Below are 25,330 nucleotides of genomic sequence, written 5' to 3'. Positions count from 1 at the left end.
CATGACGCTTTACTTTTAGTGTTTAACAACAATGTAAGTTCTCATGTAATTTATTTATGAAAACTATTACATTTGCGACTTCAGTTTTGAAAATTAGTTGAATTAATTGTTTTGAAATTTCAATTATGAAAAAAATATTAATTATTGGTGCAGCCGGACAAATTGGTTCAGAATTAACACTTGAGTTAAGAAAAATTTATGGTGGCGAAAATGTAATAGCTGGCGAAATTAAAGAAATAACTTCTGAAAAACTTCTTAATTCGGGACCAGTTGCAAAGGTTGATATTACCGATATTAATAATATTGCAGACGTTGTTAAAAAGAATAATGTTGATGCAATAATAAGCATGGCTGCAATTCTTTCTGCATGCGGAGAACAAAATCCACAATTAGCATGGAATGTTAATATGAATGGTTTTATAAATGTTCTTGAAGTTGCTCGTGAATTAAAATTAAAACAGGTATTTAATCCTAGTTCTATTGCTGCTTTTGGTCCTTCAACCCCAAGAAATAACACACCGCAGGAAACAGTGTTGAAACCAACTTCTATGTACGGTGTTACGAAAGTTGCAGGTGAACTTGTTGCAGATTATTATGTGTTTAAATATGGTATGGATGTTCGTGGTTTACGCTATCCGGGAATTATAAGTAACGAAACACTTCCTGGCGGCGGAACAACGGATTATGCTGTTGCAATTTATTACGAAGCAATCAAAAATAAAAAATATACATGTTTTTTGAAAGAAGACACAATGCTTCCTATGATGTATATGCCTGATTGCTTAAAGGCAACTATAGATTTATTTCAAGCCGATTATTCAAAATTAAAACATCATTCTGATTTTAATCTTGCAGCGATGAGTTTTACACCTGCGATTTTAGCCGAAAGTATAAAAAAACATATTCCTGATTTTACTATCGATTATAAAATAGATTTCCGTCAGGCAATAGCCGATTCATGGCCTCGTTCAATTGACGATACTGCTGCACGTGAGGAATGGGGATGGAAACCAGCGTATGACTTGGATTTAATGACAGCTGATATGTTAAAGGTTTTAGGTGAAAAGCATAAAAAGGGATTGTTTTAATTTGTTTTATAAACACATAGTCATTGTTATTTGAGTTTTGCTATGTACTTTCTCACCGAATGTTGTATATTCTTTATAGATTCTTCACTTCGTCTACCTTCCTTCGACTCCGCTCAGGATGACGGTAGGAAAGTTCAGAATGACAAAAATAATTTTGAGATTATTTAAGATTTAAACTTGTTCGTTTGTAACGAATTTGTTTAATTTCGCAAAAGATTAATTTTTAATACATGTCGATAAGCGTAAAAGGAATTACTAAACTTTACGGGAAACAAAAAGCCCTTGATAATGTTTCATTTGAAATATCAAGTGGCGAAATTTTTGGTTTTCTTGGACCAAATGGTGCAGGAAAATCAACAATGATGAAAATAATTACTGGTTTTATTCCTCCATCTTCAGGAGATATTTTAGTTAATGGTTTAGATATTCTTGAAAATGGTATAGAGGTAAGAAAACAAATCGGTTATTTACCTGAAAATAATCCTTTATATCTTGACATGTATGTGCGTGAATACCTCTATTTTGTTGCACGTTTATATAAATTGAGTCCAAAGCAGGCAAAAGCCCGAACAGATGAGATGATAATAAAAACAGGTTTGACTGTTGAGCAAAAAAAGAAAATTGGAGCATTATCAAAGGGATACAGACAACGTGTTGGTCTTGCACAGGCATTAATTCATGACCCCTCTGTTTTAATATTAGACGAACCAACTTCTGGACTTGATCCAAACCAAATTATAGAAATCAGAAATTTAATAGCTGAAGTTGGAAAACAAAAAACAGTTCTTCTTTCTACACATTTAATGCAGGAGGTAGAGGCAATTTGTAATCGGGTGATTATTATTAATAATGGTAAAATTGTTGCCGATAACAGTAAAGAAGATTTACAAAAACAAACTTCTGCAATTAATCATCAAACCGTAATTGTTGAATTTAATACAACGGTTTCAAGAGATGAACTTCTTAAAATAAATGGGGTTAGTAAAGTTCAAGGATTAAAGCAATTTAATTGGTTAATTGAAGGAAATACACAAGATGATATTCGTCCAGAGATTTTTCAATTTGCTGTAAAGAAAAGTATTACTGTTCTTTCTATGCAAAAGAAAGAAATGTCTTTAGAGCAGGTTTTTCAGGAATTAACAAAATAGGTTTTTATACTCTTTTTTTTAATTAATTTTTAAAGGAACTTTATCATTATGTAAATGATGAAATTTTTCATTAATTTTACATAACAAAGTATTAGTGTAAAAAAAATAAAGTTTCATCATGAAAATAGCTCTGCTTGTCTTATTTATTTTCTGTTTTAGCAGATTGACTTTTTCGCAGATTTACACTCCACAAGTTGATTCTATAGTTATGCGCGATGGGAAAAAACTTGCTGCAGACATTTATATTCCAACTGGTGGTTTACAGCGTCCAACAATATTAATTCAAACACCTTATAATAGAATTTTTTACAGATTTGGTTTGCCATTAGGAATAGATGCAAATTTAAATTTATCAGGATATAATTTTGTTATTGTTGACTGGAGAGGGTTCTATGGTAGTTCAGGAGCACTGGCAGGAACACCAAATCGTGGGCAAGATGGTTATGATATAGTAGAATGGATTGCCCAGCAAACCTGGTCTGATGGAAAAATCGGAACATGGGGTCCGTCTGCTCTTGGAAAAATTCAGTACCAAACAGCGAAGGAAAATCCACCACATTTAACTTGTTGTGTTCCACTTGTTGCTGGCTCTCAGTTTGAATACAGTGAGTATTATCCCGGAGGTGTTTATAGAACTGAGTATGTTCAGCAGCTTGATGCTTTAGGTTATGGGATGTCAGTAGGGATACTTGCAAATCCATTTTATAATTTAACATGGCAGTATTTACAGAATACAAATTTTTATCCTCAGTTAATTAATGTGCCTTGTTTTATGATTGGTGGTTGGTATGATCATAATATTGATTTAATGATGAATTTATTTGCAGGGATAAGACAATCATCGCCAGTAACAGTTAGAGGTAAACATAAATTATTAATGGGACCATGGGCACATGGAGGGTTTGGTCAGGCACAAGTAGGTACTTGTAATCAGGGAGAGTTAACCTTTAACGAAGCTTGTGGCTGGAGTGACTCATTAGCATTACGATTTCTTGATTATTATTTAAAAAATCAACCTAATGGTTGGGATTCTGAACCTATAATACGTTATTTTAATATTGGTGAGAATATTTGGAACTCTACTACTACCTGGCCTCCGACAGGTAATACAAATCAGAATTTTTATTTAAATGAAACGGGTGTATTATCAAATTTGGCTCCGGTATTAACAAATAGTTATTCTCAGTATATATATAATCCTTCAAATCCCTCGCCAACACATGGTGGTACAACGTTAAGACAGGATTTATTGCAGGGGCCATACGACCAATCCGTAGTTGTAGAATCAAGAAATGATTTAGCGATTTTTACTTCTGCTGTTCTTTCAAGTCCAGTAAAGATTTCTGGTAAACCAACAGCTCATTTATATATTAAAAGCGATCGGAAAGATACAGATTTTACAATACGTTTATGCGATGTATATCCTGATGGACGTTCAATACTTATTTCTGATGGAATTTTAAGAATGCGTTTCAGAAATGGGTATTCAACTGCAGATACATCTTCTATTATTCCAAACCAGATTTATGAAGCACAAATTGATTTTCCTAACACAGCGTACACTTTTTTAACAGGACATTCTATAAGAATTGATGTTTCTTCTTCAAATTACCCAAAATATGACAGAAACCTAAATAACGGGTTTACAATGTATGTTGCTGGTGATACCTTAACTGCTACAAATAAAATATTGCATGAAGCAAGTCATTCTTCATATTTAAGCTTACCGATATCAAATGCTAATAATATATCAGAAGAAAAGCAGGAAAATTTAATAAATATTTTTCCCAATCCTGCTTCTGATAGGTTCCGGATAAATATTGATAACAATGTTCAACAATTTAATGTTAAAATATTAAATTTAGTCGGAGATGAATTGGTAAATACAAATGTTATTAATGGAAATAGTATTGAAGTTTTAAATATTACTGATGGAATTTATATCATACAGGTGTTTGACAATAAGAAATATGTTGGAAGTAGTAAAATAACTATTTTAAAATAAGAAGTTTTAATGTTTAATAGAGTTAAGCAAATATCAAGATCCGGAGTGATAATAATTTCTGTAATTGTTTATATTGCAGGTGTTACGGCGTATTCAATCTGGACATATAATAATCGAAAGGAGGAGATAGAAATTCAGGTAGATAACAAATTAACAGAAGCAGCAAAAAGTATTGATTATTTATTACCGGTTGATTATCATGATAGGGCTATAGGTCAGGATTCTATTACAAAAATAGAATTTTATGAGATAATGAATTTATTAAGTAAACAAAATGATAATTTAGGTGTTAAGTATTTGTACAGTGTTATTCAGAATAATGGAAAATTGTATTTTACATCTTCTTCAGCAACAACAGAAGAGTTGTTAACCGGTGAAAATTTAACTTACTATTGGCAGGAATATACTGAAGCTGACACAGCATTTTATAGCTCTTTTAATAGAAATATTCCCTCTTTTTCTGAATATACAGATCGATGGGGAACATTTAAAACAGTGTTAATTCCAAAAGTTAGCAGAAATGGAAGAAAATATGTTCTTTGTGCTGATATGGAAGTTAGTTTTATAAGAAAACAATTAATGTCCGAAATTCCATTAACACTTGCAAAAGCATTGTTTCTATTATTAATTGTAATTCCTTTTTTATACGCACTTATAAAGAGTTATAGAAGATATTCTTCTGACCTCGAATCAAAAGTTGAACAACGTACAAGGATAATGGAGGATGAAATAAAACGGAGAAAAATTTCTGAAGAAGTATTAAGGCAATCGGAAGAAAAGTTTTCCATATCTTTTAACAGAACTCCTGTACCGATGTTTATTATTGATGAAAAAGGCAATATTGTGGATGTAAATGAATCGTTTGAAGAAATTACTGGTCTGAGGAAAAATAAAATTAAAGGACATTATATTTTATCTATTCCGTTTTTTGAATCGGCTGCTGATTATGAGTTTATTTCTAACAAAACTCAAATAAATGGTTCTGTACAGAATTATATAATGAAATATGTTAGAAAAAACGGACTAGGAAGTTGTTCGTTTTCAGGAGAACTTATTAAATTAAATGATAAACCTAATATATTGGCAATTGTATTTGATATTTCTGAAAGACAGAAATATGAAAATGATCTTAAGCTTGCTAAAGAAAAAGCAGAAGAAAGTGATAGGCTAAAATCAGCATTTTTAGCAAATATGAGTCATGAAGTGAGAACACCACTGAACGTTATTATTGGATTCTCTGATTTACTAAGAGATCATACTTTATCTCAGGAATTGCGTGATGAATATATTGATATGGTTACATCTAATAGTCGTAACTTATTAGAGCTTATAAATGACATTATTGATATTTCAAAGATAGAAGCAGGTCAGTTAAGGGTTTCCGAATCTGCTTGTAATTTAAACCAAACACTCCGACAGTTATATAACTGGATTAATAAAGATAAAATTGAAAAAAACAAGAATGGTTTAGATGTTGTTGTGTCAACACCTTTAATTGATTCAGATTCATTTATATTAATTGATGAAGGCAGATTAAAACAAATATTTGTTAATTTGTTAACTAATGCTTTAAAATTTACAAATAAAGGAAAAATAGAATTTGGATATATTGTTAGGGAAAAAGACTTGAAGTTTTATGTAAAAGATACCGGAATTGGAATTAATAAAGCAAATTTAGCTCTTATATTTGAAAGGTTTAAACAAGCTGATGAAGGAACAGCCAGAAAATATGGAGGAACAGGTTTAGGTCTTGCCATAACAAAAGCTATTACTGAATTAATGGGAGGAGCTATTTGGGTAGAATCTGAGCCAGACAAGGGATCAATATTCTATTTTTCTTTGCCTTACAAGCCTCTTAAAAAAGAAGAGTTTAAAGAAGAAAGCAATGATATCCAAAATAATATTCAGCACGACTTTTCTGGAAATACTTTTTTAATTGTAGAAGACGATCAGGCAAGTTATTACTATTTAAAAACAATATTAGAAAGAAATAAGGCTAGGATTATTCATGCATCAAATGGATTAGAGGCTATAAATGCAATTAAACAAAATGCAGAGATAGAATTGGTACTTATGGATTTACACTTGCCGGAAATGACAGGGTGTAAAGTTACTGAAGAAATTAGAAAGATAAGACCATATATGCCAGTTATTGCTCAAACTGCGGATGCACAGGCAGAAACACGCGAACATGCAATAGCCTGTGGTTTTAATGATTTTGTAACTAAACCTATTAGCAGGGAGATACTTTATAAAGTTATTAGAGATTATCTGAAGAAATAGTATCTGAAATATATGGGTTTAAAACTTTTGTTAAAAGTGCTGTTGAAAGGTTTCTTGCATCAATAATAACGTGTGCTTTTTTATAAAAACCGGCTCTTTTCTTAATCATTTCATCAGCCCAAATTTCTAATTCTTCTTTGGTTTTACCAATAACCATCGGACGAATGGTATGCGAATTAATAAGCCTTTTACAAAGTAAAGTTGCCTCAAGTTGAAGAAACACTGTTATACCAGTTTTTCTCATATAGTCCATGTTATCCATAAAACAAGGTGTTCCGCCACCTGTAGCAATAACAAGATTATTGCTTAAATCAATTTCCCTTAATAATTCGTATTCGCTTTTTCTGAATGCATCTTCACCATATTTCTCAAAAAACTCATGTATTTTTATTTTTGTTTTAGAAACAAATAGTGCATCAAGATCAATAAATTTATAGTTTAAATGCTTTGCAAGTTGCCTGCCTAGTGTACTCTTACCACTACCCATAAAACCTACAAGGTAAATAATCATGAGTTGGTTAAAGATTTAGTGTCATTTGTTTTGGATTAGCAGGTTCTTGATTGTCAATATTTAAATCATCAGCAGTTGTTTTATTTGACAAATCTGTGTAATTTGTTGGAACAACATCTGGTTCAGGTTCTTCTTCTTTTAAGGGTTCAAGCCATTTAAATTCTGCTATCTCAAAAGTAGAAATACGTTTACCGCGTGCCTTATATCCTTTAACTCCGATAAAATCTTCTACAACAATTTGTTCTGGTGGTCTGTTTTTATGTCTTCCTCCATAACGAACTTCTAAATACGGATACTTATGTGAGTGAAATGTAACAAATCTTGATTCAGGATGGTCTCCGATTAATGAAGCAAATTTTTCAGTGTCTTCAGCCTGAAAACGTTTTAAATAATAAAACTGTTGTTCACCATCGTAAATAACAGCAGTGAAAACCTTGTTAGGGTTATATTTTTCAATATAAACCAGATCTTCCTCAAAATGATTTTCAAGATCGTATGAATATATTTTATATGTGCCTGATATGTTATTTATTGTCAGAATCCTGTCATTTCCTGTGAATTCTCCTAACAATTTACCATGAGCACCAGTATTTAATCTTTTTACAACTTCGTCAAAATAAATCTGAATGCCACCAAGTGTAGAAGTTCCTTGTTCTTTAAACTGAATTTTATGTATATCATTTTTTGTAACAAGGTTACCAAGTGAACTACGACCTTTTATTGCCAGTTCACTAAAGTTAAGTTCAATAATTAACTTCTTTAATTTTGGTTTTGGCTTTAAAAATACTTTAACAATTTCGGCTTCACCGTTTCTGTTTGCAGTAAACCACATTATTTTACTGTTTTCAGTACCCTTTGTTATATCGTAAATTTTATCTCTTGTTACACCTGTTACAGCAAAACGTTTCATAAATGATGGTCCGTTTTTACCATCTTTATAAACAACATTGTATATTGTTCTTTCGTCACCTTTAAGGTAAACAGCAATATGAATAATGTCTTTACCTGCAAAAGCTTTATCGGCAACTTTTGAGATCTGGTAGGTGCCATTGCGCATAAATACAATTATGTCATCAATGTCTGAACAGTCACAAACGTATTCATCTTTCTTTAAACCTGTCCCAAAGAAGCCTTCTTCTCGATTTACATATAATTTTTCGTTAGCAACAACTACTTTTGTAGCTTGTATATTTTCAAAATTTCTTAATTCAGTTTTACGTTCTTTTCCTTCACCAAAATTTTTCTTTATTTGCTTAAAGTAGTTTATTGTATAAAGAACTAAGTTTTTTAAATGATTTGAAACTTCTTCAAGTTCTTCTTCAACAGATTGTATATGCTCATCTGCTTTTTTAATATCAAACTTTGAGATTTTACGTACAGGTTTCTCTGTAAGTTTTGTTACATCCTCAATTGTTATAGCTCTTTTTAAAAGCTTTTTATATGGTTTAAATCCAACAATGATAGCATCAATTAATTTATCCCAAGTAGCTGTATCTTTTTCTAAAATACGATATAGTTTATTTTCAAAGAAAATCTTTTCAAGTGATGAAAAATGCCAATCTTCTTCTAATTCACTTAGTCTAATTTCAAGTTCTAACTTTAATAAAGCAAGAGTTCTGTCGGTGCAAGCCTTTAAAATTTCTTTAACCCCAATAAAATGAGGCCTGTCTTTAGAAATAATACATGCATTTGGTGAAATAGATATCTCGCAACCGGTAAATGCATATAATGCGTCAATAGTTTTATCGGGTGATGTGCCTGGTGTTAGGTAAATTAAAATTTCAACATTTTCTGCTGTGTTATCATCAATTTTCTTAATTTTAATTTTACCTTTTTCGTTAGCTTTTAATATGCTGTCGATTAATTTTTCGGTATTAGAGCCAAAAGGCAAGTCGCTAATGAGTAAAGTTTTTGCGTCTATCTTTTTAATTTTAGCACGAATTTTTACTGCTCCACCTCTTATTCCGTCATTATATCTGGAAACATCAGCCATACCACCTGTAGGAAAATCGGGATATAATTCGAAATCTTCTTTTTTAAGGTATGCTATTGATGCATCAATTAATTCGATAAAATTATGTGGTAAAATCTTTGAAGCTAAACCAACTGCAATACCTTCTACACCTTGAGCAAGAAGTAGCGGGAACTTTACCGGAAGTGTAATGGGCTCTTTGTTACGACCATCATATGAAAGTTTCCATGCTGTGGTTTTTGGATTGAAAACTACTGCATTTGCGAATTTTGAAAGTCTTGCCTCTATATATCGAGGAGCAGCTGCACTGTCACCTGTGAAAATATTTCCCCAGTTTCCTTGTGTGTCTATTAATAAATCTTTTTGTCCCAACTGTACCAAAGCTTCACCAATTGAAGCATCACCATGTGGGTGAAACTGCATTGTAAAACCTATAACATTAGCTACTTTATTGTAGCGACCGTCATCCATACGTTTCATAGAATGAAGAATACGTCTTTGAACAGGTTTTAAGCCGTCGTCTAGGTGAGGAACTGCACGTTCCAATATAACATAAGATGCGTATTCTAAAAACCAGTCTTTATACATACCCGAAAGTCGGGTAGTTTTAGATGTAACAGGAACCGCAGTTGACGAATGAATATGCGTTTCAGGAGTTTGTTTGTCTTCAGAATTGTTTTCCAATTCTTTATTTTCGTCGTTAATATGTTCTTTTTTGGCCATGATTCGATGAAAAATTATTCTTCTACAAAATCAGCTTCAACCTTAAGATTGTCAATAATAAAATCCTGACGTTCCGGAGTGTTATTTCCCATATAATAAGAAAGCATTGACGATAAATGGTCATCTTTACTAAGTCTTACAGGGTCTAAGCGTATGTCTTTTCCAATAAAATGTTTAAACTCATCAGGCGAAATTTCACCCAAACCTTTAAACCTTGTTATTTCAGGGTTCGCACCTAATTTTTTAATTGCTGCAGCTCTTTCTGTCTCACTATAACAATACATAGTTTTTTGTTTATTCCTGACTCTAAATAGCGGAGTTTGCAATATATAAACGTGTCCATGCTTAATAATGTCAGGGAAAAACTGAAGTAAGAAAGTTAGTAACAAAAGTCTGATATGCATTCCGTCAACGTCGGCATCAGTAGCAATTACCACATTGTTGTATCTTAGTTCATCGATACCTTCTTCTATGTTTAAGGCAGCCTGCAAAAGATTAAATTCTTCATTTTCATAAACTATTTTTTTTGCTTTTGCGTATGTGTTTTCAGGTTTTCCTTTTAAGCTAAATACAGCCTGAGTATTTACATCACGTGATTTGGTAATAGAACCACTAGCTGAATCTCCCTCGGTTATAAAAAGAGTGGATTCTAGTTTTCTTTCGTGATTAGTGTTATAATGAACTCTGCAATCGCGAAGTTTTTTGTTATGTAAACTTGCTTTTTTAGCAGATTCTCTTGCTTTCTTTTGAATACCCGAAATTGCTTTACGTTCTTTTTCAGATTCAAGAATCTTTTTAAGAAGAATTTCGGCAGTAGTTGGGTTCTTGTGTAAATAGTTATCCAATGATTCCTTAACAAAGTCCACAATAAAATTACGAACCGTTGGACCATTTGGACCAATATCTTTTGAACCTAATTTTGTTTTAGTTTGTGATTCAAAAACCGGTTCCTCTACTTTTATAGATATGGCTGCAATAAGTGATGTTCTAATATCTGCAGCATCAAAATCCTTTTTATAAAACTCACGAATGGTTTTTACAATTGCCTCACGAAAGCCAAGAAGGTGAGTTCCACCTTGTGTTGTGTGTTGTCCGTTTACAAATGAGTAATAAACATCATTATAACCTTCGTCATGTGTAAGAGCCAGTTCAATATCTTCGCCTTTTAAATGAATAATCGGATAAAGCCCTTCGCTGTTCATGTTTTCGTTCAGCAAATCGAGTAATCCGTTTTTTGAAATATATTTTGTGCCGTTGTAATTTAATGTAAGTCCACTATTTAGAAAAACATAGTTTTTAACCATGCTTTCAATATAGTCTGTAATAAAATGGAAGTTTCCGAAAAGTTCTTCGTCTGGTGTGAAAATAATTTCAACACCATTAGCTTCTGTGGTAGTTTTTAAAACCTGTTCCTTTAAAAGATTACCTTGTTCGAATGTGCATATTTTACCACCACCATCTCTAAACGATTTAATTACAAAAGATTGCGACAAAGCGTTAACTGCTTTAATACCAACACCGTTTAATCCTACAGATTTTTTAAAGACTTTTGAATCGTATTTTGCACCTGTATTCATTTTAGAAACCACATCAATAAGCTTTCCTATTGGAATACCACGCCCAAAATCCCTGATTCTTACTTCACTTTCTTTAATAGACAGTTCAATTGATCTGCCATTGCCCATTGCAAACTCGTCTATAGAGTTATCGATTACTTCTTTGATTAGCACATAAATACCATCATCGCTTGATGAGCCATCGCCTAACTTCCCGATGTACATTCCGGGCCTTCTGCGAATGTGCTCACGCCAGTCGAGGGTTTGAATGCTATCTTCGGTATAATTATTAACCATTACTTGCTTTTTCTGCAAAGATAGTTTTTCAGTCTGAAATGTGGGAATTTCTTTATTAACAGGGTAATTAACACCCGATGACAAATTAGTGTACTTTATTATTTTTATTGAGCTAATTATGAATTAATGAAATTATTAATTTTACTAAACCTTATATATGAATTACTCTGAAGCTATAGCATTCATTTACTCAACTATACCAATGTTTCATATGGTGGGTAAAAAGGCATATAAAGCCGATTTGAATAATACTCTGGCATTAGACAAACATTTAAAAAATCCTCATAAAAGTTTTAAGGCTATCCATATTGCCGGCACAAATGGTAAGGGTTCTGTTTCGCACATGCTTGCTTCTGTGTTGCAGGATTCGGGTTACAGAACAGGATTGTTTACATCGCCACATATTAAAGATTTCAGAGAAAGAATAAAAGTTAACGGGTTAATGATTTCAGAAGATGAGGTTGCTGAGTTTGTAACAAAGAATAAAAGTTTTATTGAAAAAATTCAACCTTCATTTTTTGAGTTAACTACTTTAATGGCATTTGATCATTTTCGTGCACATGAAGTGGAATATGCTTTAATTGAAACCGGGTTAGGGGGAAGGTTGGATTCAACAAATATTATAAAACCTATACTTTCGGTAATTACAAATATCAGCTGGGATCATGCTGATTTGCTTGGTGATAGTCTGGCTAAAATTGCAGCAGAAAAAGCTGGAATTATTAAACAAAATATTCCGGTTATAATAGGTGAATTTCAAAATGAAATTAATTTGGTATTTGAGGATAGGGCTGACGAACTGAATGCAGAACTGACATATGCAGATAGTATTTATATTGTAAACGATTCTATTCAAACAGTTGACGATTTGCAAATGTTCAGAATAGAGAAAAGTAAAAAGCCATTTCTTGAAGGTTTAAAAACTCCTTTATTAGGTAATTACCAGAAAAAAAATGTATCTACAGTTCTTGCAGCAATTGAAAAATTAAATGAAAAAGGCTTGCAAATTACAGATTCAAATATTTACAGAGGGATTAAAAATGTAATTAATACAACTGGATTAAAAGGCAGGTGGCAGGTTTTATCGCAAAAACCAATGATAATTTGTGATATCGGTCATAATGAGGGAGGCATAAAATTAATTGTTTCCCAACTTCAAAAAATAAAAAAAGATAAACTGCATATAGTATTTGGCTTGGTTGCTGATAAAGAGGTTAGTAAAATTTTAGAATTGTTGCCAAAAGATGCAATTTATTATTTTACAAATGCAGATTCTCCCAGGGCGTTAAAATCTGTTGAACTTAAAAAACTTGCGTTGGAGTTTGGTTTAAAAGGTGAAAGTTTTTCTTCAGTTCAGGCTGCGTTTACAAAAGCAAAAAAATCTGCAAAACCAGATGATGTTGTGTTTGTTGGTGGTAGTACGTTTGTTGTTGCAGAGGTGTTGTAATTAAATACAATATTGTCATCCAGAGTGTAATGTAATGGAACGAAGGATCTGGTTCGTAATACTATACTTGATTACCTTCGATGAAAAAGTTCATCACTTCGTTTAGAATGACAATCAGATCATTACATGTTTTTTGCTAATTTCTTTTTTTCTGTTTTGGAAATTCAAATAATGATACTATATTTGCACTCCTTTTTGGGAGCTTAGCTCAGCTGGTTCAGAGCACCTGGTTTACACCCAGGGGGTCACAGGTTCGAATCCTGTAGCTCCCACAAAACAAAAAAGCACTTCAAACGAAGTGCTTTTTTGTTTCAATATATAGATCATCAGGACTTGCAATCCTGATGAAATTTAAAAGGGGATTTTTAATCCCCAAATATTAGCTTTCGGATTGTATCTATTTTAGCGAAGTTGAATACCGAAAAGTTTAGTTTTTTTATAATTTAACTTTAAGAACTTCTTTTTTCCCGTCTCTTAATACTTCAACATCTATTACCTGACCTTTAGTCAAAGTATTTAACCGAGTCATGTAATCATAAATATTTGTTACAGGTAAGCCATTCATTGAAGTAATAATATCACCTTTTTTAATTCCGCCACCTTCGGCAGGACTACCTTTTTTAACACCATCCACAGCAAGACCATTTTCGCTTGATCCAACAACATCAGGAATAATTCCAAGCGTTACTTTATAGCTACGAACAGGATTTTCTTCTTTGCTGCCGGCTTCTTTAAAGTGAAGTGGTTTGTCAAGATTTGCTACACAATTTATAATGTTATATGAGAATTTCAGAATATTAGCTTCTTGTTCAATATTTAATTTTTCAACATCATCAAATGGTGTGTGGTAATCATCGTGAACGCCTGAATTAACAAAGAATACAGGGATGTCGTTTTTATAGAATGAAGCATGATCAGAAGGGCCATAACCTTCAGTTGATTTTGAAATTTTAAAGGGTAAATCTTTTTCAAAAAGACTAATTATGCTATCAGTTTCTGCAGATGTTCCTGTTCCTCCGATAGAAAGTTTAGGATTTTCCGTTTTCATTCTTCCTATCATGTCAAAGTTAAACATTGCTTTAATTGATTTTAGCGGGACTGGTGGTGCTTTTACAAATTGTTTTGAACCCAGTAATCCCATTTCCTCGCCACTGAATGCTACAAAAATCAAAGTTCTTTTTAATTTGTTAGCAGAAGCTGAAAATGCTTTTGCAAGTTCCATAATACCTGCCACACCTGAAGCATTATCATCAGCCCCATTATGAACAGCAATTGTATCTGGCATTCGCGAACCTGATTCTGGTCCGCCCATTCCAAGATGGTCGTAATGAGCTCCAATAACAATATACTCGTTTTTTAAAAGGGGGTCAATTCCTTCTATTTGAGCTACTATGTTGTATGTTGTTGCCTTTTTTTGAACTATATCTGTAATTCCATTTATTTTTGTTTGTAATGGAGTAGAAATAGATTTTTTTTCTTTTATGGTACTTGATTTTAATAAATTTAAATCAAGTTTATTTTCTTTTAGGATTTTTTCTGCAAGGTTCCATGAAATGTAGAATACAGGTATGCCTGCATCAGAAACGGTTTTGTCAAATGTTCCGGTAGGAAGGTTTTTTTGTTCGGTTTTTTCATGAATTAACAAAACGCCTTTAGCTCCTTTATCTTTTGCTGTTAATACTTTTGTCCTGTCTTTTGAGTTATCTGAGATTGTTTTATTTTCTTTTCCTTCAGGTTTTCCCTTAATTATTAACACCCATTTATTTTTAATGTCGAGTGAATCATAATCTTTCCATTTTAAAGAATCCTGATTTATATCGAAACCATAACCGGCAAATACACCAGTACTTTCAAGTGAGTCGCTTGATGAAAAAGAAGCTGGAGAGTAATCTTGATAAATATTATATGACACATTGTTAATTTTTAGAATATTCCTTTTTCCAGGAACTACATCTGTAATAACCGGGAATCGTTGAAATCCTTTATCGAAAACAGGAGTTGCTCCATATTCTAAAAATTTTAATCTGATAAAAGAAGCTGTAATTGAGTCTTCGGGTGTTCCTGGTTTTCTTCCCTTTAATTCGTCAGAGGCTAAATAATATATATTTTTTTTAATGTTCTCGGTAGATAGATTATTATTTTGTGCAATCATCAATGTGTTTGCGAACATTGTTATGGAAAAGAGTATGGTTTTTTTCATTTTTTTAAAATTAAATGTTAATGTATTCCCTTATGATGTATACATCATAATCGCCCAGAAAATTAAATCCATGTTTTTTATATAAGTCAATTGCTTTTAAATTGTTTTTATGTACTTCGAGTTTTATCTGCAAATTATTTTCTTTAGCAAAAGAAACACATTTATTGCAAAGTATATGAGAAAGACCTTTATTCTGAAATTCGGGTTTAATGCAAAAGTGATGCAAATAAATTCTTCTCATGTCATTTGTTAGCCAAGCTGTACCAATTATATTATCTGTTTGTTTCTCTATCAATAAAAATAATTTACCATTATTTTTTATTGTTGCTAATATTATCTGTAAATTATCACCTCTGTGAGTACCACCAATTCCTGTTTCAACCCATAAAGCATTAACTACATCAAAATCTGATTCAGTAAAATCTCTTATTAAAAAATCAGAAAAATTATTATTGCTTTTATTCATTTCAGATTAATACAATATTTTATTAAAACCTGAAAAAAAAACGATGTTAAATTAACATCGTTTTAATTTTAGTAATTATATCTTTATTCTTTTGTTAAGAGTAAATGTTTAACCATAGTATATGTATCTGAATCACCCTTAGGTAATTTAAACTTAACGTTCAGATTTTTATAACCTTTTGTTTTAACAATGATCTCGTATTTTTTATCGGCAGGAAGTGTAATAAAGTATTCGCCGTTTTCATCTGACTCTGTTATATTAGTTTTTTCATCAACTATATCTTTTATAATAATAGTTGCTTTAATTGGTTGGTTTGATTCACCGTCGGTAACTTTACCTTTTAAAATTGAAAGTGGTGGACCTGAAATAGCAGTTGCAATATTAGCAGGAATATCTTTATTTGATCTGAAATAATACGACATGTCAACTTTAAAAATATCATACAATCCAAATCCGTCATCTCGGTTACTTGAGATGTATGATGTTTTACGATCTGTAGCTAATACAAAATGTATTTCGTCTCTTGTGGTATTTAAAGGGTACCCTAAGTTAATAGGTTCTGACCATTTCCCATCATCACCTAATGCACTCATAAAAATGTCATATCCACCCATAGTTTTATGTCCGTTTGAACTAAAGAAGATGGTTTTGCCATCAGGATGAATATAAACTCCAATTTCATCATACACGGTGTTAATAGGTGAACCTATATTTACTGGTTTCCCCCATTCCTTGCCTTCTTTTTTTACAAAATAAATGTCACCATGACCAAATCCTTCTTTCTCGCGCTCGCTAACAAAGAAAATAGTATTTCCATCTGGAGTAATGCAGGCAGAGCTTTCAAAATATGTAGAGTTGGTATATTTACCTTCTAATGCCCTAGTTTCGCTCCATTCGCCAGTTGGTTTTCTGGTAGAGTAATAAATATCACCGCTCTTTGTTACATTTTCTAAATTTTTATAGATAAAAATTGTATTACCATCGGGTGAAATACTCATATTAGCATCGTGGGCATCAGTATTAATAGGTGAGCCTATATTTTTTGCAACTGTCCATTCTTTTGTTGCTTCATCAAAAGTTGATATATATATATCATCATAATAATTTTCTGAATAAGGATCAATCTTACCACCTGTGTTTTCAGGTCTACGTGATGTAAATATCAATGTTTTGCAGTCGGCAGTAATGGAAGGGCAGGCGTCAACAAATTTTGTATTAATGTTTGTTCCAAGATTAGTGATTTTTACATTAACCGGATTTGACATTAAATCTTTTGCTGTTAAACATTGTTGTAATAAAACATTTACAAAATCACGTTCATTTTGTTTTGGTGTTAGTTTACTTTTATATTTATAATAATTATCAATTGCTTTATCAAGATCTCCCATATATTGGTATGCTTTACCTGAAAGAAAATATGCTTCATTTTTAATTGTTGTATCTGTTTGTGTTGCAATATTTAAATGTGAAAGTGCACTATCCATTTTATTCGTTTCAATATAGCACTGTCCCATTCTGTAGTTTAATTGAGAATTTTCAGGATAATGTTTAAAAAGTTCACGATAGATTCTCATTGCGCCATTGTAGTCTTCATCGTTATAACGAAGCCATGCCTGAGCCATTTTAACCTTAAGATTTTCTTTTTCGTCGTCTTGTGCTAAGGTTGGTAATACAACTGATAAACAAATTGATAGAATTAAACTAATTGAGACAATACTCTTATTCATAGCAAGTTAATTAATTGGATTATAAGGGCAGAAAGATAGTGAAAGCGACATTAATAATGAAATAAAATCATAAAATTTTAATAACATCTGTTTAATTCTCAGCTATAGTGATTTTATATATTTGAAGAACAGGTTCATCCCGCTGATTTTTTTGTCATCGAAATGATAATCAATGTTATTTTTGAAGTAGTTGCGTATAAATTCATTTGACAGGTTAGGATTATTAGGATTTATCTGGTTTATATTATTAATACCCCATTCAAGTGAATTGTTGAATTTTTTTATGAAGTTATCATCTAGTTTTGACTTACTAACCCAGCAGGCAAATACAAAAGGTAGTCCTGTAAGGTCATTCCATGCAGTGGCTAAATCGATTTTGTATTTGAATGAATCTAAAAGTTCAAGTGCTCTGTCGCCAATAATTACTCCACCTGTTTGCCTATTAATTTTATTTTCGTAACCAGGTTCAGCTTCAAGCCAGTTAAATTCTTTTTTCCACAAATTTTTGGCAAGAACTTTTACTAATGTAACTGATGTTCGGGATTGATAATCGAGATAAATATTTTCAATATCAGAAATTGGGTTTTGAGAATATAGCAATACTGACAAAACATTGCGATTTGCTCCAATACAATAATTCGAAATTATATTAATGTCTTTAATTCCGGCTATTGCAGCAACAGGGACCAAAACTAAATCAGCCTCATTTTTTTCAAGAGTTAAAGCGCAATTGGATGGCATTTCGCGTTTCAGAATATAATCTTCTGGTTTTAAAAAACCGGAGTTTTCAATGCCATGAATAAATGGTAAAGTGTTCAAATATGATACAGCCGAAATTCTTACCATATTACAATTTATAATTCAGCTAATTCTGTTTTCTGAATAGCTAATGTTGCACCAACAGCTGAGAAAATGCTGATAAAAGGACTTATTAACACACCGCAAAATGGGATCATCATCGCAAGAGCAAAAATTAACCCATTAGCAACTGCAATTCCTTTGTGGCGACGGACAAATTTAACACTTTGGCGTATTGTTAATTTTTTTCTTTCCATAGAATAATCCATAAAAGAAAACCCATAAAAATATGCAGAAACCAAAATGAGCAATACTGTGCTAAGTAAAGCAATCAGCCAGCCTACAACAGGAATAAAGGATGCAATAAAAATTAGCAGCATTATTGCTATCTCGTAAAATAAATTTCTTAATGTTATTAAAATACCTCTTACTAAATCACGCATCCATTGTTCTCCACTAAAACTATATGTTTTGCCTGTTGTGATTTTTTCAGTTTTTTCAGACAAAAATGCAAAAATTGGAGACATGAAAATTAAAACAATATATCCGCCTAAATAAGTAAATACTGAGAAAAATAAAATTTTAATAGCAATCCATACAAACCCTGTTACTGCACCTTTTAAAATGCTTGTGTACCATGAGCTTGCATCGGCAAGCTGGGTTAGTCCTAGTAGCCATGCTTCTAATTTATCTGTTGTTAATTCAGCAAGTGATTTACCTCCCCAGAAAAGTAAAATATTAAAAATAATGGGGAATATAAAAGCCCACCAAAGTCCTTTAGAAAAAACAAAACCAATTGCCTGAAAGAAGGTTTTAAAGCCTATGCCAAAACCTTTCCAGAAACTAATTTCTAATTTGTTATTAATTTGTAAATTCAAATTAATAAATTTTATAATGTTTACTTTTTAATTTGATTTCTTTGTTTTGCCATTAACTCAAGGCGCTCCTGAAATTTACTTTTCTTAACAGGTTTCTTCTTATTCTCGTTAAGTTTTGCAAGTATTGCTTCTTCATTTACAAATTTTCTAATCAAATAAATCTGAGCAAAAGTAAATAAGTTAGCTAATAGATAATAATAGCTTAATCCGGAAGCATAGCTGTTAAAAATAAACAGGAACATTAATGGCATTAAATACATCATTACTTTCATTCCCGGCATTGAAGTGCTTGCAGGGTTCATCTTATTTTGTTGATATGTGTAAATAATGGTACTTGCTGTCATTAACAAACAAAATAAACTTATGTGATTTCCATAGAAACTAGACAATAATGGTATGTCACCACTCCACGAGAAAATAGAATCATATGAAGAAAGATCTGTAGCCCAAAGGAAACTTTGTTGACGAAGTTCTATAGATGCCGGAAAAAACCTAAACATTGCAAACAAAATAGGCATTTGTAAAAGCATTGGCAAGCAACCACCAAGTGGACTAACACCTACTCTTTTATACAAAGCCATTGTTGCCTGCTGGCGTTCCATTGTTTTTTCTTTTGGAATTTTTGCATGAATTTCGTCAATCTGGGGTTTCAGCACTCTCATTTTAGCGGTTGAGAGATATGATTTATATGTAAGTGGTAATAAAACCAGTTTGATTATAAGTGTTAAAAGCAAAATAATTAATCCGTAGCTTCCAATAAAGCCACCTAAGAAATTAAAAATTGGAATAACTGCGAATTGATTAATCCATCCAAATATTCCCCAGCCAAGAGGTACAAGACTTTGAAGGTCGGGGATGTCTTGTTTTTTTAATGTAGTAAAATGGTTTGGACCAAAATAAAATGTCATATCACGCGATTCGCTTGATTTTGACTCGAAAGGAATAGCAATTTCTGATCTGAATACTTTTAAAATTCTTGGTTTTACACCGGTGTACATTGTAGAAGAAACTGTTGCACTTGGGAAAGCATCGTTTGAGACTAATACTGCACTAAAAAATTGTTGTTTAAAAGCCACCCATTTAACCTTTGTACGCAAATCTTCTTTTTCATCTGCAGTTTCTGAAAGGTAATCTACTTCATCATCAGCAAATTTGTAATAAACTGTTGTGTAATTGTTCTCATATTTTGCTCCTTTTTCCTGTTGACGAACAAAAATATCCCAGTTTAATACCAAGTCATTTTTATTATTTAAAATTTTGTCAAAACCAATAGTATTGATTCTGAATTTCATTTTATATGAGTCTGGTGCAAGTTCATAAACATATTCAAGATAACGACCTTCACCAGCATCTAAGCGCATTGTAATTTTTTGGGAAGATTTATCCGCTTTTAGAATAGTATCTGTAGCAATTGCTGAGAAAAATAAATTCTGAGTAGAAATTATTTTATTCTGAGAAAAGAAATTTAATCCAAATATTGTTGAGTCACCATCAAAAAGTAAAACTGGCAAGGAATCAAATGTTTGATATTCTTTTAACTGAACAGTATAAGGTCGTCCTCCTAAAGTTGATAGGGTTACTTTTATTTTATTGTTTTCAAGAGTTAAAAACTTTTGACTTCCTTCTGCTGCTTTGCTAAAACTTCCAAAAAGTTCTTCATTCTTTTTTTCTTTTAATGAATCTGCAGATAATACATCTGTTGAATCATTTGAAGTTAAAACAGGTGCACTGTTTGTTGCTGTTGATTGTTGAAGTGCTACAGCTTTAAGCGAATCGTTAATTACTTTTTCAACAGAGTCACGTTGTCTGGCTGCTTCTGCAAGATCTTTTTCAGATGGTTGATTAATTAATGCAAAAATTGCAAATATTCCAACAATTAATATAATCCCAATTATGGTATTTTTATTCATTATATCATTTTTTATAAGGGGGCAAAAATACAAAAAAGGTGGTAATTTCAATGATACTTTTAACTAAAAGTCTAAACTTTTAATATTTTTATGATTTCTTATATTCAGTAAAACAGTTAAATATATTTTTGTTTATAATTATAGACAATATTTTTATTTTGATTCTATTCATTTTTTTACTTTTATAGCAAGATAAAAAAATAACACAATGAAAAAGATTTCTTTATTATTAATTGCATTTAACTTGTTTTTAATAAGTAATATAAGTGCATTAAATCCTGTGCGAACATATTCTGTAAAACCATCAGATTTTGGGATGAAATATGAAGAAATAAAAATAAAATCTGAGGAGGGAATTATGCTTAATGCCTGGTATTTCCCATCAAGTCAGACGTCTTATAAAATTATGGTTTTAAGTGATGACGGAAATGGAAATATGTCAGACCTAATGGAGCAGGTGAGTGTGTTTTTATCATTGGGTTATCATGTTCTAGCATATGATTACAGAGGGTTTGGTACAAGTAGTGATTTTGAAATTAAAACTAATTTTTATATTTATTCTCAATTTCAAAAAGATTTAAATGCAGTTGTAGATTATCTTAAAAAAGAGAAAACAAGCATTCCGAAAATTCATTTATATGGAGTTGGTGTTGGTGCAGGTTTATCAATAGCTGTAGGTGCTAACCGGAACCTGGGAACAATTATTGCCGATTCTCCATATACAACTTTTGAATTAGCAAAAACAAGACTGAAAGAAGCTAAAAGTCTTGATGTGCTTGTACCATTAGGTTATAATAAAGTAGAATGTGAACCTAAATATGCTCTCGAAAGTAAGGGTGCACAGTTAAGTGGAATATTATTTATTGTTGGTGATAAAGATCTTGTTTATACTCCAAAAGATATTAAGGAATTAGCGAAAATAAGAAGTGGAATTTCATCTACATATACTGTGAAAAATAGTAATGGAGATAATAACCTTTCTGTAGATAAAGAAAAGTATTTAGCAGAAATAAAAGGCTTTTTAAAGCTATAACCTAGTTTAAATAAAATTGCACATATATTTAATAGAAAATGTTTTATGAAAAGATGTATAAAACTTTCTGTTGGATTAGTTTTGTTTTTAATTGTATTTTCATGCAGACATAAGGATGATGAAGTTTCATGCACTTCGATGTTTGCCTCTGTTGGTATTGAAGTTAATGGTGGCACTTTAGATAGTTATTTTACAATAAGAAACTCAACTCACGATACTATTAGATTTACAAATGGAGTTTTTCAGAATTTATATACTGTACTTGATGATAATTACCTGCAAATAATAAAGAACAAACAAGAAAATTTTAAGTTTATTGGAGTAAAATCGGGGAATATTGTTGTGGATGAAAATTTTGTTATATCGGCTGATGAATGCCATATATCAAAGGTAAGCGGAGTAAATAGCGTAAATATTTAATTAGAAAGTTTTATTCTAATAATTCAAAGATTCTTTATCAAATTCTAGAGGAAGCATATGCGAAGCATCGTCAATGCCATGAATAAATTTTTGACCTACAAAGTATAATTTTATTGGACTTTCCTGTTTTCCCTGACTTTCTGAAATAACCTGACGGCATGCACCACATGGGTAAACTGGTGATTTTAGTTCTTTGTTATTGTGATATGCAACTACTGCAATTGCTTCAATTGCAACCTTTGGAAATTGTGCATTTGCATAAAACAATGCAACTCGTTCTGCACATAAGCCAGATGGATAAGCAGAATTTTCCTGATTATTTCCTGTTATTATTTTTCCGTTTGCAAGTAAAACTGCAGCTCCAACTTTAAATTTTGAATATGGTGCATATGCATTTCCTGCTGCTTTTTTTGCTTGAATAACTAAATTTTTAATGTTTTCGGGAAGTTCTGTTTCGCCCGAATATTCTATATAAGAAATAGAAATTTTTTTTTGTTTCACACTGCAAAAGTGTTGATTAATGCACGAAGATATGAATTATTTATGAAAAAATATTAAATAATGAAAAACGTAGACGCTTTTCATCTAATTTAATTTTTAGGAAAGCGTCCATGCTTACTAAAAAACAATGAACAAAATTACTATTTACAATTTTTCTTCATTAATTCGACAGCTGCCTGATTTCCTAATCTTAAAGCTGTATTTGCATCTTTGCAACCTAAGTCTTTTTTGTTTGTCTGGAAATATAAAATAGCTCTTCGTAAATAGTTTTGTGAGTTATTCACATCTAATTTAATAGCATTTGAAATGTCATCAATTGCAGTTACTATATTGCCCAATGCTATTTCAATATTGCTTTTGTTTAAATAATAACTGGCATTGTTAGGGTTTAATTTAATTGCGGCAAGCATATCATTTTTGGCTCCTGTAAAATCTTTTAAAAAATACTTTGTAGTACCACGATTAAAGTAATAATCTGAATTTGTATTGTCAATTTCAATTGCTTTGTTATAATCACTACATGCTTCATTTTGCATATTAAGTCTTGCTCTGGAGTTAGCTCTGTTATACCAGTATAATGCAGTTTTTGTGTCTAACTCAATTGCTTTTGAATATTGTTCTTCTGCTTCTTTGAATTTATTCTTTTCAAAATATGTATTTCCTAACAAATTATAAGATTCTGCATTTGCATCGCCTTTTGAAATGGAATTTTTAATTTCTTTTTCAACAATATCACTATTTCCTAATTTCTGATAACAAAGTGCTTTATTATTTATTAAATTCTTATCGGTTGGCATTAATAATAATGCTCTGTTAAAGTCAATCAATGCTGCATTGTAATTGCCAAGCATAAACTGAACATATCCACGATTTGAAATTGCTTCAAAAAAAGTAGAATCTGTTTTAATTACTTTATTATAATTATTAAGAGCATCTGAATATCTGGCTTCGTCGCGAAATGCATTTCCTTGATTTAATAATGGTACAACAGCACCCGGATATTTCTCTATAACATTATCCCAAAGGGTAAGACTGTTTTTCCAGATTTTATTTCTATTGAAAGTTGTTATTCCAAAAATTACAATAATTATAAGTATAATAAATTTAGATAAAGAAGAATAACCAATATCAGAAGGTTTAAATTTTATCAGATAATTACTGAAAATAAAAAATAAACCAATAGATGCTACATAAGTGTATCTGTCAGCAATGTAATACGAGCTGGCAATCAGATTAAAAAATTTAAGAAACAGAAAAATATTTACGAAGAAAAATAATAGTCCGAATACAACTATGCGATTATTCTTTTTCCAATTATGCCAGATAACCCATATGTAGATTGAAATAAAGATCCATCCGATAAAATAATATGCAGGATAATCAGAGATTATATAAGGGTAAAATGCAGATAAGCCATATGGAATAATTATCAGAAAAAAATATTTTAAAAACCCCCATGCACCATATATCAGTTTTACATCAGTCGGAATAATTTCATTTGAAACTATTGTTACTTTAGCCTGAGCCATAGAAGTAATAATGCCAAAAACAATTGTAAAAATAAAAAATGGGATTTTTTCAAATATGACTTTTTTTGAGATTAGTTTTCTTTCTTTTAAATAATCTATTAGTAATAAAACAAAAGGTAAAATAATTGCAGGAGATTTTGAAAGCACTGAAATTAAAAATAATATTAGTGAAACCAGATACAATTTTATTTTCTCTTTCTCTATGTATTTTATGTATACTATTAATGAGAATAAAAAGAAAAATGTATAAAGCACATTCTTGCGCTCGGTAACCCATGCTACTGATTCAACAGATAGTGGGTGAATGCCAAATAACAAAGCCGTTAGTATTGCTACCTGCCAATGTTGAGATAGCTTTTTTATAAATAAAAAAACAAGAACAACATTAAATAAATGAATTATCATATTTGTTAAATGATAACCAAAAGAATTTAATTCTGAAAAAGAATAATTAATCGCTAATGAAAGCCATGTTAAAGGATGATAATGTCCGTTGTGAAATTCACCAAACATTGCTTTAAGATTTTCAAATCCTAATCCTTTAATAAATTCATTTTTTGTTATATATGCGGGGTCATCCCAGTTTGTAAAACCATTAAATAATGAAGGGAGATAAACAAGTACAACAATAGCCAACATACCCCAGAACCAAAATTTTTCAAAGCTTTTTGAAGACAGTGCCTGAGGTACTTCTTTTTGTTTGGACTTATTTGTTTTATTTTTGCTCACGATGTAAAAGTAAAGAAAAATAATAAAGCAAAAAACGCTTTAAATTTTATAGGACTTTTCTAAAGTTAATATTATTCGTTTTTTCTTATTTAGTTTATTTCTTTAACTT

18 protein-coding genes and 1 tRNA gene are annotated in these 25,330 nt (G+C 31.3%); 8 read left to right on the top strand and 11 right to left on the bottom strand.

Annotation, left to right across the window (positions count from 1 at the left end):
* Positions 1 to 125 precede the first annotated feature (125 nt).
* The 4 genes from HY951_17865 (at position 126) to HY951_17850 (ending at position 6,524) form a co-directional block, all read left to right on the top strand.
* Complete coding sequence (locus tag HY951_17865) at positions 126 to 1,088, top strand: NAD-dependent epimerase/dehydratase family protein (GenBank protein MBI5541927.1); 963 nt, start codon at positions 126 to 128, stop codon at positions 1,086 to 1,088.
* Positions 1,089 to 1,318: 230 nt separating this feature from the next.
* Positions 1,319 to 2,236: a gliding motility-associated ABC transporter ATP-binding subunit GldA gene (gene gldA, locus HY951_17860; GenBank protein ID MBI5541926.1), complete on the top strand. Its 918-nt coding sequence runs from the start codon at positions 1,319 to 1,321 to the stop codon at positions 2,234 to 2,236.
* 118 nt (positions 2,237 to 2,354) lie between these two features.
* Entirely contained in the window at positions 2,355 to 4,241 is a 1,887-nt protein-coding gene (locus tag HY951_17855; GenBank protein MBI5541925.1) for a CocE/NonD family hydrolase, read from the top strand.
* Positions 4,242 to 4,250: 9 nt separating this feature from the next.
* Positions 4,251 to 6,524 (top strand): response regulator, encoded by a 2,274-nt coding sequence (locus HY951_17850; protein MBI5541924.1) that lies wholly within the window; start codon positions 4,251 to 4,253, stop codon positions 6,522 to 6,524.
* Here the strand turns inward: HY951_17850 and HY951_17845 are convergent.
* From HY951_17845 to HY951_17835, 3 genes are read right to left on the bottom strand one after another with little or no spacing between them, the layout of a single operon-like run.
* Positions 6,502 to 7,035 carry a shikimate kinase gene (locus HY951_17845; protein MBI5541923.1) on the bottom strand — a complete coding sequence of 178 codons (534 nt, stop codon included), beginning with the start codon at positions 7,033 to 7,035 and terminating at the stop codon, positions 6,502 to 6,504. The genes HY951_17850 and HY951_17845 overlap by 23 nt on opposite strands.
* 7 nt (positions 7,036 to 7,042) lie before the next feature.
* Positions 7,043 to 9,730, bottom strand: a complete 2,688-nt coding sequence (locus HY951_17840; protein MBI5541922.1) for a DNA gyrase/topoisomerase IV subunit A — start codon at positions 9,728 to 9,730, stop codon at positions 7,043 to 7,045.
* A gap of 14 nt (positions 9,731 to 9,744) precedes the next feature.
* Positions 9,745 to 11,583: a type IIA DNA topoisomerase subunit B gene (locus HY951_17835; GenBank protein MBI5541921.1), complete on the bottom strand. Its 1,839-nt coding sequence runs from the start codon at positions 11,581 to 11,583 to the stop codon at positions 9,745 to 9,747.
* A gap of 157 nt (positions 11,584 to 11,740) precedes the next feature.
* On the opposite strand from HY951_17835, the gene HY951_17830 reads away from it, so the two are divergent.
* Positions 11,741 to 13,030 (top strand): bifunctional folylpolyglutamate synthase/dihydrofolate synthase, encoded by a 1,290-nt coding sequence (locus HY951_17830; GenBank protein MBI5541920.1) that lies wholly within the window; start codon positions 11,741 to 11,743, stop codon positions 13,028 to 13,030.
* Between the two features lie 197 nt (positions 13,031 to 13,227).
* A tRNA-Val gene (locus tag HY951_17825) sits at positions 13,228 to 13,302 on the top strand.
* A 164-nt stretch (positions 13,303 to 13,466) separates the two neighbouring features.
* On the opposite strand, the gene HY951_17820 is transcribed toward HY951_17825, so the two are convergent.
* The 6 genes from HY951_17820 to yidC all read right to left on the bottom strand — a co-directional run bounded on the left by HY951_17820 (position 13,467) and on the right by yidC (position 21,009).
* Positions 13,467 to 15,230, bottom strand: a complete 1,764-nt coding sequence (locus tag HY951_17820) for a M20/M25/M40 family metallo-hydrolase (GenBank protein ID MBI5541919.1) — start codon at positions 15,228 to 15,230, stop codon at positions 13,467 to 13,469.
* A 10-nt stretch (positions 15,231 to 15,240) separates the two neighbouring features.
* Positions 15,241 to 15,696, bottom strand: a complete 456-nt coding sequence (locus HY951_17815; GenBank protein MBI5541918.1) for a GNAT family N-acetyltransferase — start codon at positions 15,694 to 15,696, stop codon at positions 15,241 to 15,243.
* An 83-nt stretch (positions 15,697 to 15,779) separates the two neighbouring features.
* Entirely contained in the window at positions 15,780 to 17,423 is a 1,644-nt protein-coding gene (locus HY951_17810) for a PD40 domain-containing protein (GenBank protein ID MBI5541917.1), read from the bottom strand.
* 102 nt (positions 17,424 to 17,525) lie between these two features.
* On the bottom strand, positions 17,526 to 18,269 hold the full coding sequence (locus tag HY951_17805; protein MBI5541916.1) for a menaquinone biosynthesis protein: 744 nt from the start codon (positions 18,267 to 18,269) through the stop codon (positions 17,526 to 17,528).
* 8 nt (positions 18,270 to 18,277) lie between these two features.
* Positions 18,278 to 19,099, bottom strand: a complete 822-nt coding sequence (locus HY951_17800) for an EI24 domain-containing protein (GenBank protein ID MBI5541915.1) — start codon at positions 19,097 to 19,099, stop codon at positions 18,278 to 18,280.
* Positions 19,100 to 19,119: 20 nt separating this feature from the next.
* The gene (gene yidC / locus HY951_17795; protein MBI5541914.1) at positions 19,120 to 21,009 is read right to left on the bottom strand and encodes a membrane protein insertase YidC; all 1,890 of its coding nucleotides are present in this window, start codon (positions 21,007 to 21,009) and stop codon (positions 19,120 to 19,122) included.
* Positions 21,010 to 21,217: 208 nt separating this feature from the next.
* Between yidC and HY951_17790 the strand changes: the two genes are divergently transcribed.
* Both HY951_17790 and HY951_17785 read left to right on the top strand, forming a co-directional pair.
* The gene (locus HY951_17790; protein ID MBI5541913.1) at positions 21,218 to 22,042 is read left to right on the top strand and encodes an alpha/beta hydrolase; all 825 of its coding nucleotides are present in this window, start codon (positions 21,218 to 21,220) and stop codon (positions 22,040 to 22,042) included.
* A gap of 45 nt (positions 22,043 to 22,087) precedes the next feature.
* The gene (locus HY951_17785; GenBank protein MBI5541912.1) at positions 22,088 to 22,462 is read left to right on the top strand and encodes a hypothetical protein; all 375 of its coding nucleotides are present in this window, start codon (positions 22,088 to 22,090) and stop codon (positions 22,460 to 22,462) included.
* A gap of 15 nt (positions 22,463 to 22,477) precedes the next feature.
* Here HY951_17785 and HY951_17780 read toward each other — a convergent pair whose 3' ends face one another.
* Positions 22,478 to 22,963 carry a cytidine deaminase gene (locus HY951_17780; GenBank protein MBI5541911.1) on the bottom strand — a complete coding sequence of 162 codons (486 nt, stop codon included), beginning with the start codon at positions 22,961 to 22,963 and terminating at the stop codon, positions 22,478 to 22,480.
* Between the two features lie 140 nt (positions 22,964 to 23,103).
* Positions 23,104 to 25,221 carry a tetratricopeptide repeat protein gene (locus HY951_17775; protein MBI5541910.1) on the bottom strand — a complete coding sequence of 706 codons (2,118 nt, stop codon included), beginning with the start codon at positions 25,219 to 25,221 and terminating at the stop codon, positions 23,104 to 23,106.
* Between the last annotated feature and the right edge of the window lie 109 nt (positions 25,222 to 25,330).

This window comes from Bacteroidia bacterium (assembly GCA_016218155.1).
Lineage (GTDB): Bacteria > Bacteroidota > Bacteroidia > Bacteroidales > GWA2-32-17 > GWA2-32-17.
Note: the sequence above shows the minus strand (reverse complement) of the source record. Positions and strands in the feature narration are given on the sequence as shown.

What these genes read in the sequence shown, in the direction of transcription:
- HY951_17865 (MBI5541927.1), top strand. Translation starts at nt 126, where the DNA reads ATGAAAAAAATATTAATTATTGGTGCAGCCGGACAAATTGGTTCAGAA.
- gldA (MBI5541926.1), top strand. Translation starts at nt 1,319, where the DNA reads ATGTCGATAAGCGTAAAAGGAATTACTAAACTTTACGGGAAACAAAAA.
- HY951_17855 (MBI5541925.1), top strand. Translation starts at nt 2,355, where the DNA reads ATGAAAATAGCTCTGCTTGTCTTATTTATTTTCTGTTTTAGCAGATTG.
- HY951_17850 (MBI5541924.1), top strand. Translation starts at nt 4,251, where the DNA reads ATGTTTAATAGAGTTAAGCAAATATCAAGATCCGGAGTGATAATAATT.
- HY951_17845 (MBI5541923.1), bottom strand. Translation starts at nt 7,035, where the DNA reads ATGATTATTTACCTTGTAGGTTTTATGGGTAGTGGTAAGAGTACACTA.
- HY951_17840 (MBI5541922.1), bottom strand. Translation starts at nt 9,730, where the DNA reads ATGGCCAAAAAAGAACATATTAACGACGAAAATAAAGAATTGGAAAAC.
- HY951_17835 (MBI5541921.1), bottom strand. Translation starts at nt 11,583, where the DNA reads ATGGTTAATAATTATACCGAAGATAGCATTCAAACCCTCGACTGGCGT.
- HY951_17830 (MBI5541920.1), top strand. Translation starts at nt 11,741, where the DNA reads ATGAATTACTCTGAAGCTATAGCATTCATTTACTCAACTATACCAATG.
- HY951_17820 (MBI5541919.1), bottom strand. Translation starts at nt 15,230, where the DNA reads ATGAAAAAAACCATACTCTTTTCCATAACAATGTTCGCAAACACATTG.
- HY951_17815 (MBI5541918.1), bottom strand. Translation starts at nt 15,696, where the DNA reads ATGAATAAAAGCAATAATAATTTTTCTGATTTTTTAATAAGAGATTTT.
- HY951_17810 (MBI5541917.1), bottom strand. Translation starts at nt 17,423, where the DNA reads ATGAATAAGAGTATTGTCTCAATTAGTTTAATTCTATCAATTTGTTTA.
- HY951_17805 (MBI5541916.1), bottom strand. Translation starts at nt 18,269, where the DNA reads ATGGTAAGAATTTCGGCTGTATCATATTTGAACACTTTACCATTTATT.
- yidC (MBI5541914.1), bottom strand. Translation starts at nt 21,009, where the DNA reads ATGAATAAAAATACCATAATTGGGATTATATTAATTGTTGGAATATTT.
- HY951_17790 (MBI5541913.1), top strand. Translation starts at nt 21,218, where the DNA reads ATGAAAAAGATTTCTTTATTATTAATTGCATTTAACTTGTTTTTAATA.
- HY951_17785 (MBI5541912.1), top strand. Translation starts at nt 22,088, where the DNA reads ATGAAAAGATGTATAAAACTTTCTGTTGGATTAGTTTTGTTTTTAATT.